Genomic DNA, 16,826 nt, shown 5'->3' on the forward strand with positions numbered 1-16,826 from the left:
GCGCGAGGTGCCGGCGGGGAAGAAGTAGGTCGGGAAGGGTGAAGGTCGGGAACGGCGACGGTCGGGGAAGGGCTGCCTGGACTGCTACTTGGACTTCGACGACGGCGCGGGGCGCCGAGCTGCCACTGCGCGCGGCCCTCGGACGCCTGGCGGATCATCGCCTCCAGCGCATGGGCGTCGCCCTCGCGGATCGCGTGCTCCATCTGGTCCAGCACTTCGCGGAAACGCAGCGATTGCGTCAGCAGGTCCTGCTTGTTGGCGATCAGGATGTCGCGCCAAATGGTGGGATCGCTGGCGGCGATGCGGGTGAAATCGCGGAAGCCGGGCCCGGCCAGGCTCAGGAAGTCGCGGCCCGACGGCTGCTTCTGCACCGAGCTGAAGTAGGCGTAGGCCAGCAGGTGCGGCAGGTGGCTGACGGCGGCGAAGGCCTCGTCGTGGTGATGCGGCGCCATCTTCAGCACCTGGCAGCCCAGCGCCGACCAGAGGTCGGTCGCCTTCTGCACCATCTCCGGCTTGGTCTGCTCCAGCGGCGTCAGGATGACCTGGCGTCCCTGGTACAGCGCCGCGTCGGCGTGCTGCACGCCGGCGCTCTCCTTGCCGGCGATCGGGTGCGCGGGCACGAAGCTCGAGAACTGCTTGCCCAGCGCGCGCTTGGCCGCGTCGACGACGTCGCTCTTGGTCGAGCCCACGTCCATCAGCAGCACGTCGGCCCGCACCAGGTGGCGGATGGCCTTGAGCGTCGACTCGGTGGCGGCGACCGGCACGGCCACCAGCACGATGTCCGAGCCGGACACGGCCAGCAGCGCCGATTCCGCGGCGATGTCGATCACGCCCATGCGACGGGCGGTCTCGGTCGTCGACGGGCTCTTGCTGTAGCCCACCACCCGGCGCACGAGGCCGGCTTTCTTCATGGCCAGCGCAAACGATCCGCCCATCAGGCCGCAACCGATCACGCCGAGTTGGTTGTACATCGCGAGAAACCTCTTTCGCTCAGGACGTCAGCGTCAGGACTTCAGCGGGTAGGCGCCGATGACCTTGTAGAACGCGCACAGCTCTCTCAGCTCCGCCAGCGCGGCCGCGACGTGCGGCTGCGACGGGTGGCCGTCCAGGTCGATGTAGAAGTAGTACTCCCACTGACCGGTGCGTGCCGGGCGCGATTCCAGGCGTGTCATCGACACGCCATGCCTCTTCAAAGGAACCAGCAGATCATGCATCGCGCCGGGGCGGTTCGCCACGGAGACGATGAGGCTGGTGCAGTCCCGCCCCGTGGCCGGGGGGTAGCCATGGTCTGCGGCAGGCAGATCACGGCGAAACGGGTCCGGTTGTACGCTTCGTCCTGCACCGCGTGCGCGGTGATGTGCAGGCCGAAGAGCGTCGCCGCGCGTTCGCTGGCGATGGCCGCGTAGGCCGGGTTCTGTGCGGCCAGCCGGGCGCCTTCGGCGTTGCTGGAGACGGCGCGGCGCTCGGCATTGGGCAGGTGCTTGGACAGCCAGTTCTGGCACTGCGCCAGTGCCTGCGGGTGGGCCAGCACGGCCTCGACGCCCTCGAGCGTGTTCTCCTTGCGCAGCAGGTTGTGGCGGATCAGCAGGCTGACCTCGCCGACGACATGCGTGGGCGTGTGCAGGAACAGGTCGAGCGAGCGCGTCACCACGCCCTCGGTCATGTTCTCGACGCCGACCACGCCGTACTGCGCGCTGCCGGAGGCGGTCGCGTGGAAGACCTCGTCGAAGCTGTTGCAGTAGATCAGGTCGGCGGCGCCGCCGAAGTACTCGATCGCGGCCTGCTCGCAGAAGGTGCCGAACGGGCCCAGCACGGCGACGCGTTGCGGCGATTCGAGCGCCAGGCAGGCGGACATGATCTCGCGCCAGATCGCGGCGACGTGGTCGCCCTTCAGCGGACCGGGGTTGGCGCCCTTGATCTTGGCGATGACCTGCGCGACGCGGTCGGGACGGAAGAAGGGCGTCCCGTCGCGGCGCTTGATCTCGCCGACCTGCTCGGCGACGTGGGCGCGCTGGTTCAGCAGCGTCAGCAGCTGCGAGTCGAGCGCGTCGATCTGGTTGCGCAGCGCGAGCAGTTCGGGGTCGGCGACCGGCGCGGGTGGCACCGGGGTGCCGGCCGGCTGGCCCGGATCGAGCGGCTCGATCGGCGTGGAAGGGGTCGGCGTGTCAGCCATGTCGGGTCTCGAAGTCTTGGAGGTGGCTCACCAGGGCTTGTACGCCCTCCAGCGGCATCGCGTTGTAGATCGATGCCCGCATGCCGCCCACCGACTTGTGGCCTTTGAGTTGCAGCAGTCCGCGTTCCCTGGCGCCGGCCAGGAAGGCGTCGTTCAGACGCTCGTCGCGGAGGAAAAAGGGGACGTTCATCCGCGAGCGGCAATGCGCCGCCACGCGGTTTTCATAGAGCGAGGAGCTGTCCAGTGCCTGGTAGAGCAGGGCGGCCTTGTCGATGTTGCGCTGCTCGATCGCGGCGAGGCCGGTCTTGCCGGCGTACTCGAAACGCTTGAGCCACTGGAAGACCAGGCCGGCGACGTAGATGCCGAAGGTCGGCGGCGTGTTGTACATCGACTGCGCCTCGGCCACGATCTTGTAGTCGAAGGCGGAGGGGCAGATCGGGAGCGCATGGCCCAGCAGGTCCTCGCGGACGATGACCAGCGTCAGGCCGGCCGGACCGATGTTCTTCTGCGCGCCGGCGAAGGCGATGCCGACCCTGGACCAGTCGACCGCGCGCGAGGCGACGTGCGACGAGAAGTCGATCGCCAGCGGCGCACCGATGCCCAGCGCCTTCAGGTCGGGCAGGGCCTGGAACTCGACACCGTCGATGGTTTCGTTGGTGCAGACGTGGACGTAGGCGGCGTCCTTGCGGAGCTGCCAGGTCGACGGATCGGGGATGTCGAGGTAACGGCCGCCGGCGCCGTCCTGCTCGGCGGCGTTCGCGGCGATCCGGACGTCGGCGTAGCGCTTCGCTTCGCCGGCACTCTTGCTGGACCAGGAGCCGGTGACGACGACGTCCACGGCGCCGCCGCGCGACAGGTTCAGCGGGAGGATGGCGTTCTCGCCCAGGCCGCCGCCCTGCATGAACAGGATGCGGAAGTTCGCCGGCACCTGCAGCAGGTCGCGCAGGTCGGCCTCGGCGGCTTCATAGATCGAGATGAATTCGCGTCCGCGGTGGCTCATCTCCATGACGCTCATGCCGGAGCCGTGCCAGTCGAGCATCTCTTCGGCCACCAGGCTCAGGACCTCCTGCGGGAGGGCGGCGGGACCGGCGGAGAAGTTGAACGGGCGGACAGCTTGCATGAGGGTGCGGAGGCGGGTCGCGAATGGTGGAAAGTGATGAAGGCGCCCGGAAGGCACGGTCACCACGCGATGGCGTCGCGGTGAGCGCGTGCTGCGGCGCGTCCGGACGGCGCGTCGAGGATGCAGGACCCTCGCCGCGCCGCCGCGGGGCTTACTTCTTCGGGGTCGGCGTGGTCGCCGGCTTGTTGGTGTTGAGCTTCGGTGCCGAAGCGGAGCCCGATGGCGCGGGGCCGGCTTCCAGGCCGAGCTGCTTCGCGACGTTCTGCTGCAGCGCGGTGAACTTGTCGTCGAGCTGCTTGCCGTTGTCGTCGATCAGCTTCTTCGTGTAGAGGCTCTGCAACTCCTGCGACGACTCGGCGAACTTCTTGCTCACCGGCGACTGCAGCCAGGCCAGCAGCTGCTTGAGCTCGTCTTCGGTGAACTTCTCGTCCAGCGCGACGCCCATCGTCGACGGCGCCAGCTTGATGCCCTTGTCGACCAGCGGCTTGGCGTTGTCTTCCAGGAACTTGCGCAGGTCGGCGTCGATCTGCTTGGCGGTGGCTTCGCGCTTGGCTTCGGGCACGTTGCGCAGCGCCGGCGCTGCCTTGGCGGCGAGCTCGTTGACCGGGCGGCTCAGCACGCCCATGGTCAGCGCCTCGATCGCGGGACGCTGGATTTCCAGGATCTTCGCGATGACATCCTTCTTGGACTGCGGGCTGTCAGCCTTCTGCGCGAAGACGACGGGGCTCGCCAGCAGCGAGGCGGCGATGGCGCCGGCTTGGATGGACTTCAGCAACAAGGTCATTCCTTCACGTCGGGGGTGGAGTCACCGGTGGCGCCCGTGGCGTCGCCGGCATCGGAACCGTCGGCGCCGGTGGCGTCCGCATCGGTCGATTCTGTCGATTCATTCGCGTCGTTCTCGACGATGCGCTGCAGGCCCGAGAGCTTCGCGCCCTCGTCCAGCGAGATCAGCGTCACGCCTTGCGTGGCGCGACCCAGTTCGCGGATCTCGGCAACCCGCGTGCGCACCAGCACGCCGGTGTCCGTGATCAGCATGATCTCGTCCTCGGGGCGGACCAGCGTCGCGGCCACGACCTTGCCGTTGCGCTCGCTCTGCTGGATGGCGATCATGCCCTTCGTGCCGCGGCCGTGACGCGTGTATTCCGCGATGTTGGTGCGCTTGCCGTACCCGTTCTCGGTGGCGGTCAGCACGCTCTGGGTCTCGTCCTCGGCCACCAGCATCGCGATCAGGCGCTGGTCGGGCTCGAGCATCATGCCGCGCACGCCGCGGGCCTGGCGGCCCATGGGGCGGACGTCGTCCTCGTCGAAGCGCACCGCCTTGCCGCCGTCGGAGAACAGCATCACGTCATGCTGGCCGTCGGTCAGCGCGGCGCCGATCAGGTAGTCGCCCTCGTCCAGGTCGACGGAGATGATGCCGGCCTTGCGCGGGTTGCTGAAGTCCTTCAGCGAGGTCTTCTTGACCGTGCCCAGCGCGGTGGCGAAGAAGATGAAGTGGTCTTCGGGGAAGGTGCGGAACTCGCCGGTCAGCGGCAGGATGACGTTGATCTTCTCTTCCGGCTGCAGCGGGAACATGTTGACGATCGGCTTGCCGCGCGCGTTGCGCGAGCCTTGCGGCACTTCCCAGACCTTGAGCCAGTACACGCGGCCGCGGTTGCTGAAGCACAGCATCCAGTCGTGCGTGTTGGCGATGAAGAGCTGGTCGATCCAGTCGTCGTCCTTCGTGGCGGTGGCCTGCTTGCCGCGGCCGCCGCGGCGCTGCGCGCGGTACTCGCTGAGCGCCTGGCTCTTGATGTAGCCGGTGTGCGAGAGCGTCACCACCATGTCGGTCGGCGTGATCAGGTCCTCGGTGCCAAGTTCCTGGGCGTTGTGCTCGATCACGCTGCGGCGGGCGCCCAGCTTGGTCTGGCCGAATTCCTGGCGGACCGAGGTCAGCTCGTCGCCGATGATGGTCGTCACGCGGGCGGGCGTGGCCAGGATGTCGAGCAGGTCGGCGATCTGGGCCATCACGTCGCGGTACTCGCCGACGATCTTGTCCTGCTCCAGCCCGGTCAGGCGTTGCAGGCGCATCTGCAGGATCTCGCCGGCCTGGTCGTCCGACAGCTTGTACAGGCCGTCGTCCTGCATGCCGTACTGCGCGGGCAGGCCTTCCGGCCGGTAGGCGTTGCGGCCGCCGGCGGCTTCGGTCTCGGCGCGCGACAGCATCTCGCGCACCAGCGACGAGTCCCAGGCGCGGGCCATCAGCTCGGCCTTGGCGACCGGCGGGCTGGGGCTGCGCTTGATGATCTCGATGAAGTCGTCGATGTTGGCCAGCGCGACGGCCAGGCCTTCCAGCACGTGGCCGCGTTCGCGGGCCTTGCGCAGCTCGAAGACGGTGCGGCGGGTGACGACCTCGCGGCGGTGCTCCAGGAAGACCGTGATCAGGTCCTTCAGGTTGCACAGCTTGGGCTGACCGTCGATCAGCGCCACCATGTTCATGCCGAAGCTGTCCTGCAGCTGCGTCTGCTTGTACAGGTTGTTCAGGACGACTTCCGGGACCTCGCCGCGCTTGAGCTCGATCACCACGCGCATCCCGTCCTTGTCGGACTCGTCCTGGATGTGGCTGATGCCCTCGATCTTCTTTTCCTGGACCAGCTCGGCGATGCGCTCGAGCAGGGTCTTCTTGTTCACCTGGTAGGGGATCTCGTCGACGATGATCGCCTGGCGCTGGCCGCGGTCGATGTCCTCGAAATGGACCTTCGCGCGCATCACGACCTTGCCGCGGCCGGTGCGGTAGCCTTCGCGCACGCCGCTCAGGCCGTAGATGATCCCGGAGGTCGGGAAGTCCGGCGCCGGGATGATCTCCATCAGCTCGTCGATCGAGCAGTCCGGATTCTTCAGCGCATGCAGGCAGGCGTCGACCGACTCGTTCAGGTTGTGCGGCGGGATATTCGTCGCCATGCCGACCGCGATACCGGACGAGCCGTTGATCAGCAGATTCGGCAGACGGGCCGGCAATACCAGCGGTTCTTTCTCGCTGCCATCGTAGTTCGGACCGTAATCGACGGTTTCCTTGTCGATATCGGCCAGCATTTCATGGGCGATTTTCGACAGCCGGATTTCGGTGTATCGCATGGCGGCGGCGTTGTCGCCGTCGATCGATCCGAAATTGCCCTGGCCGTCCACCAGCATGTGGCGCAGCGAGAAGTCCTGCGCCAGCCGCACGATGGTGTCGTACACGGCGCTGTCGCCGTGCGGGTGGTATTTACCGATGACGTCGCCGACGATACGGGCCGACTTCTTGTACGGCCGGTTCCAGTCGTTGTTCAGCTCGTGCATCGCGAAGAGCACGCGCCGATGCACCGGCTTCAGGCCGTCGCGGGCGTCGGGCAGGGCGCGGCCGACGATCACGCTCATCGCGTAATCGAGGTAGGAGCGGCGCATCTCCTCCTCGAGGCTGATCGGCAGGGTTTCCTTGGCGAACTGGGTCATGCGCATGGGGCGCGCAGGGAAGTGCGCGGCCTCTGGAGAGATCGGAAGACGATGATTCTAATTGCGCGCGCTTGTCGTGCTTGCGCAACAGGTTCATGAATGAAAGCGGCGGCTGCCGTGAGAATGGAGGCGTCCTGTTGCCCTATGGCACAATCGGTTCGTCCCTAGGAGAAACCCTTGGTCAGGGAGACTCCTGTGGTTTTAGTTCCGACATTGGACGTTTCGCAGGGCAACTGCGGCTTTCCTTGAGAGGAGAATCATGAAGAAATTGAACCGCGTGGCAGCGCTCTTCGCTGTCGCCGCCGTCGCCACCTCGGGTGCTATGGCCCAAACCGTGGATAACTGGCGCGCTACGGATGGCACCGTTTGGAAGAACGGTACGAACGAGCTGTGCTGGCGCGATGCTTTCTGGACGCCGGCCACGGCTGCCAAGGATTGCGACGGCGCGCTGAAGCCGGTGGTTGCTCAGGCTCCGGCCGCGGCGCCCGCTCCGGCTCCGGCCGCCGCACCGTCGGCTCCGGCCGTCGTGCCGGTGCCGGTGGCACCGACCAGCGAAAAGGTCACCTACGCCGCTGATGCCTTCTTCGACTTCGACAAGTCGACCCTGAAGCCGGAAGCCAAGGCCAAGCTGGATGACCTGGTCTCCAAGACCGGTGGCATCAACCTGGAAGTGATCATTGCCGTCGGCCACACCGACGGCATCGGCACGGACGCCTACAACCAGAAGCTGTCGGTTCAGCGCGCTGAATCGGTCAAGCAGTACCTGGTGTCGAAGGGTCTGGAAAAGAACCGCGTCTACACCGAAGGCAAGGGCAAGAAGCAGCCCATCGCCGACAACAAGACCGCGGAAGGCCGCGCCAAGAACCGCCGCGTCGAAATCGAAGTGGTCGGTACCCGCGCCGTCAAGTAAGCGACGATGCAACGGCGACTTCGGTCGCCGTTCGATGAACCCCGCCAGCTGTCAAGCTCGCGGGGTTTTTTCATGGGCATGTCATGAGCGTGCGGGGCCTGGAAGGGTGCATGGCATCGGCAATCTCTGGCGATGTCGGGCATGAGGCGGTGGCGCTCGGCTACCATTGCGCCCATGGCGAATGTCGACGCAAAAGAGCTCGAGAAATTCAGCGAGCTGGCTCACCGCTGGTGGGATACCGAAAGTGAATTCAAGCCCTTGCACCAGATCAATCCGTTGAGATTGAACTGGATCGACGGGCATTGCGGTCTGCAAGGCAAGACGGCGCTGGACGTCGGCTGCGGCGGCGGCATCCTGACCGATGCGATGGCGCGCAAGGGCGCGAACGTGCTGGGCATCGACCTGGCGACGAAGTCGCTCCGCGTGGCCGAGCTGCACGCGATGGAGGCGGGCACGGAAAACGTCGCCTACCAGGAGATCGCAGTCGAGGATCTGGCAGCACAGCGCCCCGCGTCCTTCGATGTGGTGACCTGCATGGAGATGCTGGAGCATGTCCCGGATCCCGCCTCCGTGGTGAACGCGCTGGGGCAGCTGGTGAAGCCGGGCGGATGGGTCTTCCTGTCGACCTTGAACCGCAACGCCAAGTCCTTCCTCTTCGCGATCGTGGGCGCCGAGTACGTCCTGCGCATGCTGCCTGCCGGCACGCATGAATATGCCCGATTCATCCGTCCGTCGGAGCTGGCGCAGATGTGCCGCGATGCCGGGTTGGAAGTGCAGGGCGCCAAGGGTCTGACGTTCAATCCGATCACGCAGCGATATGCGCTGAATGCGGACACCGACGTGAACTACCTGCTGGCCTGCCGCCGTCCCGCATGAGCACGGTGACCCTGAACTCGCCGCCGGCCAAAGCGCCGGTGCGCACGGCGATCCGGACGGTGCTGTTCGATCTGGACGGCACGTTGGTCGACAGCGCGCCTGATCTGGCGGGCGCGACGAACGAGATGCTGGTCGCGCGTGGCCTGCCTGAAGTTCCGTTCGAACGTTTGAGGCCGATGGTCGGCACGGGCGCGCGCGGAATGATGGGAGTGGCGTTCGGCGTGTCCCCGATGGAGATGTCGTTCCCCGCGCTGCGCGACGAATTTTTGATCGGTATGAGCAGCGGCTGCTGCGCGCGACCTTCCCGTTCGACGGTGTCGGGGCGATGCTGGCGTCGCTGGTGGCCGATGGCCTGAGCTGGGGCATCGTGACCAACAAGTCCGAGCGCTTCGCGTTGCCGCTGACGCGCGGCCTGGGCTGGGATGCGCAAGCGGCAGCTGTCGTCGGTGGCGACACGACACCGCACAGCAAACCGCATCCGGCGCCGTTGCTGGAAGCGGCTCGACGCGCCGGCGTGTTGCCGCACGAGTGCATCTACGTCGGCGACGACGCACGCGACATCGTTGCGGGCCGAGCGGCGGGCATGCCGACGGTGGCGGTGCGCTGGGGCTACCTCGGCGATGGCGAACCCATCGAGGCCTGGGGTGCGGACGTGGTGGTGGACACGCCGTCGCAGCTGATCGAGTGGCTGCGGGCGTTGCGCTGAATCACACGCCTGTCGAACTTCAGAAAGAGTCTGGAGATCGGGCTCTTGAAGTCTGTGTGACAGGCATAATGTGAGACTTCTCTCTCTGGGGCCGACCTGGTTTCGACGTGGGTACGGAGTTGGAGTAGGGCATGCCGAGGGCCAGGCACCTCGTAAATCCATCTGGAACAAACCAACTGCGAACGATCAAACGTACGCTCTCGCGGCTTAAACCCCGCGGACCTCTCACCGGTTGGCCGATGGGCCGGGTGACGGGACGCAAGTCCTGACACAGAGAGGTTATACACATTGGCTGGCTGTCATTCGTGCACCTTGGGTGACGGCGAGATTTAGGGTGCTGGCCTGGCCGGTAGCGTGCTCCTGCGCGACCGGACGGGTGAGAACCAAATCAGAGAGCTAAGCATGTAGAACTGCCCGATGAAGGCTTGCGGACGCGGGTTCAATTCCCGCCGGCTCCACCATCTCAGACCCCCAGCGCCTATGAAAGACATGGGCGCTGGGAGCGTCAAACCCTCCGAAATTGGCGCTGATTGGCGTCGGAATCGCACCAGAATCGCGCCGGAATTTGCCTCTATGGAGGCCCCGGTCTTGGGCCGCGATGCTCCCAGGTGCCAAAGCACTTGACGCCGCACCGGGCAAATGTGGTGGGTCGGATCCCGAGACTTGAGTGGCGGCGCTCAGCGTTGGGGCCACCCCTCCGACATCAGCTGAAGCGTCGTCTTCAGCATCTCCGCAGCAAACATCCGCTCTTCGTCCAACCGACGGGACAGCGCGCCACGCGCGATCGTGGAAGCCAGATATCGCTCCACGCCATGCGTTTGAGCTTCCGCTTCTTGCCACGTACGTAGGCCTGTTTGAGGGTTGGCTGCATGGCCGGTTACAGCAGGTGCGATGCCGGGCAGGAGATATCAGCGGTACGTTATCGAACGCGCGACATGTGCTGCCGCGTGCCAACACGGGCGCGAAACGCCGGAAAAGTAGCTTGCCCTTTTCCAATCGGGCTTCTGGTGCGATGCGCTCCTAGCGCTATCGAAGCGCAACGTTGAGTTCGCCGAACAAGCGGTTGGCCTCACGCAGGGGGCCATCGAGGGTTTCAGCTGAGGCACTCAGCTCGACTAGCGCGTCAAGCGTTTGACCGGCAAGTTCCGCGAATGCTATCGCTGCCTGCAGCGATCTACCCTTTGCAGCTATATCAGTCTCACTGCCGTCTGCCCGCAAGACGAAGGTCGCGGCGAACAGTTGTACCACTGAGCCAAGCGTGGCTGCCAGACTGGTCCACATCGCTTTGCCTGATTCATCCATCTGCAGCAGGACCACCGTGCCCGGCGCAGCAAAGAGGGTGATGAGTCCCGAGAGAAACTTGGTGGTCGTAAGGAGTGAGAGTTGTCGATCAATCTCAACAATACGTGCCTTTGCTGCGTTGACCATTGATGGCAAAGCGGCAGCCACAACTCGCGCTTTTGCGCGCGCAACTACTTGCGTCTGTTCAGCGACGACTTCCAATTTCATCGGATCACGGGAATCAGCGTCGTCAGCCACGCCCTCGTCACCCATCATGACACCGACTCGCATTGCCTCTTGGAACTCAGGGCCGTGCGCCAAGAGTTGAAGGGTGGCCTTCTCGTCGTGCTTCCTCAAGAACTGTGCGACCTCGGCGATAGACGGGTGGCGTGGAGCCTTGTTGTCAACGCCCATGATGCGTCTCCAAATCAAGCTACTCAAGACCGGCCAGTGAATTTCAAGGAAAGAATGCGGAAGACGCGCACCCATTGATCCTTCTTGACAAGGCGTGCGAAGCCCGACGCGCCCTCATAGCCATACCCGCCGTCCTTGTCGTACACCACCACCTTGAGATCAGGGCTACTCAACTTGTCGGCTAGGTCTCCCAGGCTCGACGCGTGTGGAAGGATACTTGCTAGTCGTTGAGCCATGGCTTGGGAATCGTGTCGGCCAATGACACCGAAGGGGAGCGAGTTGTCTTCGATGTATGAAGCTGTGTCACAACCGATGAGAATGAGTTCGACGTTCTTCGACGCCGCTAGTTGGCTGAGTTCTGAAATCTCGATTTGAAAGACGGGCTGGCCGCCCAAGTCTTCGACAACTACTTTTCCTTCGCTGATGTGGGAGAGTAGAAGCAATGACTTACCGGTGCTGGCGTCGAGGGCCCTCTCCAGGCGTTGCTCCCAATTTTCCGGGGTCGAGGAGCTGATTCTTTTGCGAGCTGCAGAAAGCTCCGGGCTTGCATCGATGGCGTCTTCGGTCGCCGAGTTAAAAATCATGCTTTCGAAAAGCAGTTCGGATGATCCAATCGACTTGGATTTCAAGCGTTGGTGAATGGCCAGTCCCCGCCCAGGAGGGCGTCCCCAAAGCCCCTCTTTGATGAACTCGATGATGGCAGGGGTGGTGAAGCGAGTTTCAGAACTGAAAATTTTCCAGAGCCAATCGGCTGGTAGTTGTGAACCACACTGACCTCGCTGACCGACATGAGGTTCAGACCAGACGCAGGGCGGCCATCGTGGGCCAGAGCCGATGCGTCCAAATAGACCACGACGGACTTCATTGCGGCTCGAATCACTTCAATCTCTTGGGCAGTTGGGCTTCGCTGCGTCTCAGGGAACAGGATGTTGTAAAGGAGCATGTCCAAAGAGAACATTTGCCCTTTGTCGAGAAGAAGTTTTGTTGGGTGGATATGTCGCAAGCTTCTGTTCTCGACGGTCGGCGCCAGATAGTTGCTTTGGATATATGGACGGCCCTCGTAATCGACGACGTAGAGCTTCAGGTTGCTGATATCCCTTGTGTCTGTGCCGAGTAGGTAGTGCGTCTCTTCAACGATCTGCTCCATGCCTACGATGCTTGGTCGTACGCATACAGTCGAAGCGAGAGCGCTCGCGGTGAGGCTTGCGAGAACGGCTGCGAGCAGCCATGAGCGAGCTGTGTTGACGAAGGCACTCCTCGTCGCCCTTCGAAGCTGCAGGAGCAGATCTAGGAAGTTCATCTTGCAGTCCTCCGAGAAATAGCGTTGCACACAAAGGCGCACCGCCAAGATGCGGGGTCAAGTGTGTTTCTCGGACTCTGCCCACGCATCACCATACTTGGGGATGCAGGTCGACTATCGTGCTGCTAGCGTATCGCTCTCGCATGTCGGCCGAGGGGAGCGTGAAATGCCAGGTGTTCGATCGAAGCCGTGCTCTGCGCAAATGCCTGCCCTGTTTTCTGGCGCAGGGGTGACGCCATCGGGGTGGAGTTCGTCGCGCAGAAAAGGGATTGCAGGTGCCGTGTTGACCGCTCTCCTGATAGTGGGCCTTCAGGCTTGCGCAAAAAAGGAAGGGGCGGAAGTGACGACCTTAGACGCCGCGTCTGCCCCCGCTGCGGAAGCCTCATCAGTCGTAGTCGCGGAGAAGGTGCCTACCGAGCCGACGTACGAGCAACCGAAAGGCCGCACCATCGCCAATGCAGACGACTGACGACTCCTGCAAGGAAAGGACGATCTCCATCGACTGCCCTTCGACCTTAGCCGCGACCGGCTGGGGATTTACGGTTCCACCGGCGAGGCCAAGGTCTGGCGCATCATCGACGCCGCCAACAGCGGCTGCGATCTGTTCGACATCGATGAGTTGCGTCTCGTGTACACGCGTGAGGAGTTCGAAAACCTGCTGATGTGCGGGTTCATCGACGACACCTACTCGGTGTTCCCGCTGTCGGAGCTGCAGCGCTGCATGGTCGATAGCTGGGAGGCCTGGGACGCCGTCAAACCGTTCTCGCTGCGGCCCTTTGGGCGCCGGTCCGTCTGGGTCGGCTACGACCCTTCCCACACGGGCGACACGGCAGGTTGCATCATGGTCGCGCCGTCCGCCACACCTAGCGGCAAGTTCCGTGTGCTGGACCGCCATCAATTCAACGGCATGGACTTCGAGGCGCAGGCCGACTTCATCCGTAAAGTCGACGAGCGGTTCCCACCATAGCTCCTGGGGATAGTTCCCGGCAATACAGGTGGCTTCGGCGCCGTACTGCCTGCGGCGAAGGTGTTTGCTCGCAACGAGATCGAGCCGCTTCAGGCGCGCTTCAGCGCATTGAATACCTGGATAGGTGACAAGATCGTCCGCTTCGATCGCTACGTGATCGAACAAGGTGGGGTGGGCAGTGACGCGTGATGCGGAGTGTGCACAGCCCGGTCGCAGTGTGGTCCTTTGCTGCGTCTCCCTTTGCGCTACGGGGTATAGCTCGCACAGCCGCCAGGACTTGGTTGCAGCTTGCATCAGCGGTTCGAAGGCTGGGACCCCGACATGCCCTGAAGCCAAGAGCCGGAAATTTGAGGGCTCGGAGCGTTACGGTAGAGGGCGGGACTGATCAGTCCAGGTTCTCTGCAAGTAGCGGAGAGTTGTCCTCTTGGATCCAGCCCGACTGTCGTCGAAGCAGATCAAGAAATGCATCCCGATCGCGAAGGTCCGCGGTAAACTTGCCTCGTAGTCGAAGCGCAACAAATAGTGCTGCCGCTCGAGCCTGACAGTTCAACGACTTCTCCGGGTTGAAAGCGATGTCAGTAAAGGCTCGGAATTGGAGCACTGCATCGGCTTGCTCTGGGTTCTTTGCAAGCGCATTGATGTAGAGCCAATCGTAGAAAGCCGTGCGAGGGCTAAGAGGCCAATCGACTCCGAAGAACTGGAACTTCGTGAGGTGGCCGCTGGTCTTTAGCCGCACATCTTTCTTTGCGTCGTAGGAAGAAGCCCTAAGGATGTCAGTGAACGGCCCACGGTCCTGCTCAAACACCTTGCTCGCCTGATAGGCAGATTCGACGGTGATCTCCTGCGAGTACTTCCGGGTGGTGAACCGAAGGTTGAATGCGCTGAGCGCGACCCCAAGCTCTTGCTCCGACTTGGTGGAAATCTCCAACGGTTTGGATTCTCCAAGCTGACGCTCTACCGCCTCGTGAAGTGAGATGATGGACTTGCGCGCCTGCGTTTGTGACATGCCAGCATGCCACTGGAACGACACTGAATGCGAGCGGACGAAAACTGGACCACTTGCGCACGCGATGAAGACGGGGCGAACGGCCATTGTCAGTTCTCACGTTTCCAGTGGGGGTAGTCCCGCCGTGGGAAGTAGAAATTTGGAGTGTGCTGGAAGCGGATTGTGGGATGTGGCGTGACCTGCGACATGAGTTGCGCGTCCTTGAATCCTACGCCCCTGAAGTACTTCGGTTCGATTAAATCCAGCGAGATTACTTCGGCCTGCGGGTGGGTTGGGTAGTTATCTGGGAGGTTGAGCGACGCACGAGTCTTGGATCCAAAGTCGCAGTACATGGCGTCGAGCCGCGCAGGCAACTTGCGCAGTCGTTGAGGTATGGCCGTCACATCGTTGTGCGCAGCGTTTTGCTGGCAGAAGAGACAGCTCTTTTCCCAGAGCACCTCCGGATTGATTCCGATCACCACCCAGTCGACAGTAGGGTTCTTCACTCGTAGTTGGTAAAACATCTTGTAGTTGGGAAACCCGATGCTCATTGAGATGCCGTCGGTGCCGTCAATGCGATGCTCGTCGTTGTGCAGGAAATCGATCCCAACCTGCCTGCAGGTCTCGCGAGGTACCAGCCCGTACTTGAGGATTGACGGCAGGTTGGCAAGGCGGGTGAAGTGCACCAGATCCTCAATCTTCCGCTGGGCAACGATTGCCTGGATCATCTGTTCAGTAGTGGCCATTTTGGCTCTCCTCTTCCCTGTTCTAGGATGATCCCATAGCAGTCGTTTGAACAGTGGGCTCGGCGTGCGACCTCGCTCCGAGACGGAGCAAGTTGCAACAACGCTGCAACTGAGCGGCAACCAGTTGGTACCCGACTGGCTTAGTGTTGTAAACGCGTCACCGCCGAGCGGTTTCGGCCCAGCGTTGCATCGCGGAACCACCCATTGCACATGGCCGGTCACGCGTTCCGCGGCGGCCGCCAATTTCCCGCCGCCTTTCATCCAGTCCGACCTGATAGCCAGCGACTTCGACGATGCTCAGGCGGCGAGCAGGAGCGGCGCCCACGAGAACACTGCGGCGGCCTTGAGTAGCGCACGCCAATCAGCACCCTGACACAAACCGTTTCACAACCCTGGCAGGCCCTTTGCCAAGGTTCCTCCGTCAGCCCTTGGCGACCGCGCATCGGTCGCCGGGGATACCGAAACCAGGAAGGAACCGCCACGCCATGGACGCACAGATGCTTCGCCGCCCGTTCCGCAACGTGAACGAGGGCATGTCCGCGGGTCTCGCCACCGGCGAACCGCCGCTGCGATCACCGTCCGACCGCCGCCTCGACGGCGACGGCACGCCCGAATGGGCCTGGCGCCAATGGCAGCCGCTGTGGGGCGCGCCGCTGACCTCCCTGGACGAACTGGTGCCGGAAGGCCGTCGCGCCGTCGTCGTCGCGCCGCATCCCGATGACGAGGTGCTCGGCTGCGGCGGCCTGCTGTCGCTGCTGGTGACGAGGCATCGGGCCGGACTGCCACCCGACCGCGCGCTCGCGCCGCCCGTGGAGCTGGTGGCCGTCACCGACGGCGAGGCCAGCCATCCCGGATCCGAGCGATGGACGCCGGCGCGGCTGGCCGTGCAGCGCCGCCATGAGCGGGCCTCCGGTCTCCGGCGTCTGGGCCTGCACGTGCCCGTGCATTCGCTCTGCGTCCCCGATGGCCACGTCGCCGAGCACGAGGACGATCTGGTGCTCGAGCTGTGCCGGCGCCTGCGGCCGGACGACGTCGTCCTCACCTCCTGGCGCTTCGACGGCCATCCCGACCATGAGGCGACCGGCCGTGCCTGCGCGCGCGCCGCGTTGCTGACGGGCGCCTCGCTGGTGGAGCTGCCGATCTGGGCGTGGCACTGGGCGCGCCCCGGCGAAGCCGCCGTGCCGTGGCACCTGATGCGGCGCCTGCCGCTCAGCGCGCGGGCGCTGCAGGACAAGCGCACCGCGCTGGCGGCCCATCGCAGCCAGTTGCTCCCCGACGACGATCATCCGCCCGCGCTGTCCGCCGAGTCGGTGAACCGCCTGCTGCGGCCGTTCGAATTCGTGCTGCTGCCCGACCTCACCCACCAGTGAAGACACCGCCGCGCATTGACGCGGCGCAGCATGACAGGGCCAAGGACGGGGGCGTAGCATCGGGACTCCTCGGACTCATGCCTCTCCCGTCATGTCCGTCTGGCAATTCGATCTGGCCTTCGCGCACGGCGGCGCCGCGGCGTCGTGGCTGCCGTCCTCGCGCGCGGACGTCATGCACTACCTCGCGAGCCGTGTCGGCCCGAGCACACCGATGCTCGAAGGCTGGCGCTATTTCGGCAATGAGGCCGGCAACTGCATCGACATGGTCTCGGACCCCGATGGCCGCTATGAACTGCACGCGCGGCTGGATGCCTGCGCCGGCGAGACCGACCAGTTCATCGAGGTCGTCTGCGACGTCGCCCACGCGCTCGGTTGCGAGTTCTTCAGCGAGGAGCTGTCGGTCCTGGTGCGCCCCAGTTCGCGAGCGTTGAAGGAAGCGTTGCAGCGTTCAAGTGCGTGGCAGTTCGCCCTCGATCCCGAGGGCTTTCAGCCCAGCCGCTGATCTCGCCG

General features: G+C 64.0%; 13 protein-coding genes, 1 other RNA gene and 4 pseudogenes. 8 read left to right on the plus strand and 10 right to left on the minus strand.

What is annotated here, in order from left to right:
- Nucleotides 1-161: 161 nt before the first annotated feature.
- The 5 genes and pseudogenes from ACQ86G_RS17185 to gyrA form a co-directional block, all read right to left on the minus strand.
- Nucleotides 162-971 (minus strand): annotated as a pseudogene (locus tag ACQ86G_RS17185) (prephenate dehydrogenase); the annotation flags it as partial.
- A 33-nt stretch (nt 972-1,004) separates the two neighbouring features.
- Nucleotides 1,005-2,173, minus strand: a pseudogene (gene pheA / locus ACQ86G_RS17190) (prephenate dehydratase).
- A complete protein-coding gene (serC, locus tag ACQ86G_RS17195) occupies nt 2,166-3,293 on the minus strand; it encodes a 3-phosphoserine/phosphohydroxythreonine transaminase (RefSeq protein ID WP_431256467.1) in 1,128 nt (375 codons plus the stop codon). Before serC ends, pheA begins: the two are co-directional and overlap by 8 nt.
- Before the next feature lie 151 nt (nt 3,294-3,444).
- Nucleotides 3,445-4,068: a DUF2059 domain-containing protein gene (locus ACQ86G_RS17200; protein WP_431256468.1), complete on the minus strand. Its 624-nt coding sequence runs from the start codon at nt 4,066-4,068 to the stop codon at nt 3,445-3,447.
- A gap of 5 nt (nt 4,069-4,073) precedes the next feature.
- Nucleotides 4,074-6,761 (minus strand): DNA gyrase subunit A, encoded by a 2,688-nt coding sequence (gene gyrA, locus ACQ86G_RS17205; protein ID WP_431261433.1) that lies wholly within the window; start codon nt 6,759-6,761, stop codon nt 4,074-4,076.
- 259 nt (nt 6,762-7,020) lie between these two features.
- On the opposite strand from gyrA, the gene ompA reads away from it, so the two are divergent.
- The 4 genes and pseudogenes from ompA (at nt 7,021) to ssrA (ending at nt 9,714) form a co-directional block, all read left to right on the plus strand.
- Nucleotides 7,021-7,671: an outer membrane protein OmpA gene (gene ompA, locus ACQ86G_RS17210; protein WP_431256469.1), complete on the plus strand. Its 651-nt coding sequence runs from the start codon at nt 7,021-7,023 to the stop codon at nt 7,669-7,671.
- A gap of 174 nt (nt 7,672-7,845) precedes the next feature.
- Nucleotides 7,846-8,547, plus strand: a complete 702-nt coding sequence (gene ubiG, locus ACQ86G_RS17215; protein WP_431256470.1) for a bifunctional 2-polyprenyl-6-hydroxyphenol methylase/3-demethylubiquinol 3-O-methyltransferase UbiG — start codon at nt 7,846-7,848, stop codon at nt 8,545-8,547.
- Nucleotides 8,544-9,253, plus strand: a pseudogene (gph, locus tag ACQ86G_RS17220) (phosphoglycolate phosphatase). The gene ubiG and the pseudogene gph overlap by 4 nt, the downstream one beginning before the upstream one ends.
- An 87-nt stretch (nt 9,254-9,340) precedes the next feature.
- Nucleotides 9,341-9,714, plus strand: a transfer-messenger RNA (tmRNA) gene (gene ssrA / locus ACQ86G_RS17225).
- 565 nt (nt 9,715-10,279) lie between these two features.
- Here ssrA and ACQ86G_RS17230 read toward each other — a convergent pair.
- The 3 genes from ACQ86G_RS17230 to ACQ86G_RS17240 are packed head-to-tail and all read right to left on the minus strand — an operon-like array spanning nt 10,280 to nt 12,095.
- Nucleotides 10,280-10,948 carry a hypothetical protein gene (locus tag ACQ86G_RS17230; protein ID WP_431256471.1) on the minus strand — a complete coding sequence of 223 codons (669 nt, stop codon included), beginning with the start codon at nt 10,946-10,948 and terminating at the stop codon, nt 10,280-10,282.
- Between the two features lie 23 nt (nt 10,949-10,971).
- Nucleotides 10,972-11,577, minus strand: a complete 606-nt coding sequence (locus ACQ86G_RS17235; RefSeq protein WP_431256472.1) for a hypothetical protein — start codon at nt 11,575-11,577, stop codon at nt 10,972-10,974.
- Nucleotides 11,574-12,095: a hypothetical protein gene (locus tag ACQ86G_RS17240; RefSeq protein ID WP_431256473.1), complete on the minus strand. Its 522-nt coding sequence runs from the start codon at nt 12,093-12,095 to the stop codon at nt 11,574-11,576. Before ACQ86G_RS17240 ends, ACQ86G_RS17235 begins: the two co-directional genes overlap by 4 nt.
- Before the next feature lie 727 nt (nt 12,096-12,822).
- Between ACQ86G_RS17240 and ACQ86G_RS17245 the strand changes: the two genes are divergently transcribed.
- Complete coding sequence (locus ACQ86G_RS17245) at nt 12,823-13,215, plus strand: terminase large subunit domain-containing protein (RefSeq protein ID WP_431261434.1); 393 nt, start codon at nt 12,823-12,825, stop codon at nt 13,213-13,215.
- Nucleotides 13,216-13,404, plus strand: a pseudogene (locus ACQ86G_RS17250) (phage portal protein); the annotation flags it as partial.
- Nucleotides 13,405-13,600: 196 nt separating this feature from the next.
- Here ACQ86G_RS17250 and ACQ86G_RS17255 read toward each other — a convergent pair.
- Nucleotides 13,601-14,308 carry a DarT1-associated NADAR antitoxin family protein gene (locus ACQ86G_RS17255; RefSeq protein WP_431256474.1) on the minus strand — a complete coding sequence of 236 codons (708 nt, stop codon included), beginning with the start codon at nt 14,306-14,308 and terminating at the stop codon, nt 13,601-13,603.
- 2 nt (nt 14,309-14,310) lie between these two features.
- Nucleotides 14,311-14,946, minus strand: coding sequence for a DarT ssDNA thymidine ADP-ribosyltransferase family protein (locus ACQ86G_RS17260; protein WP_431256475.1), 636 nt, complete (start codon nt 14,944-14,946; stop codon nt 14,311-14,313).
- Nucleotides 14,947-15,431: 485 nt separating this feature from the next.
- Between ACQ86G_RS17260 and ACQ86G_RS17265 the strand changes: the two genes are divergently transcribed.
- Nucleotides 15,432-16,316, plus strand: a complete 885-nt coding sequence (locus ACQ86G_RS17265) for a PIG-L deacetylase family protein (RefSeq protein WP_431256476.1) — start codon at nt 15,432-15,434, stop codon at nt 16,314-16,316.
- A gap of 91 nt (nt 16,317-16,407) precedes the next feature.
- Nucleotides 16,408-16,818 carry a hypothetical protein gene (locus ACQ86G_RS17270; protein WP_431256477.1) on the plus strand — a complete coding sequence of 137 codons (411 nt, stop codon included), beginning with the start codon at nt 16,408-16,410 and terminating at the stop codon, nt 16,816-16,818.
- Nucleotides 16,819-16,826: the final 8 nt, after the last annotated feature.

The organism is Roseateles chitinivorans (genome assembly GCF_050632145.1).
GTDB classification, from domain to species: Bacteria; Pseudomonadota; Gammaproteobacteria; order Burkholderiales; family Burkholderiaceae_C; genus Roseateles; species Roseateles chitinivorans_B.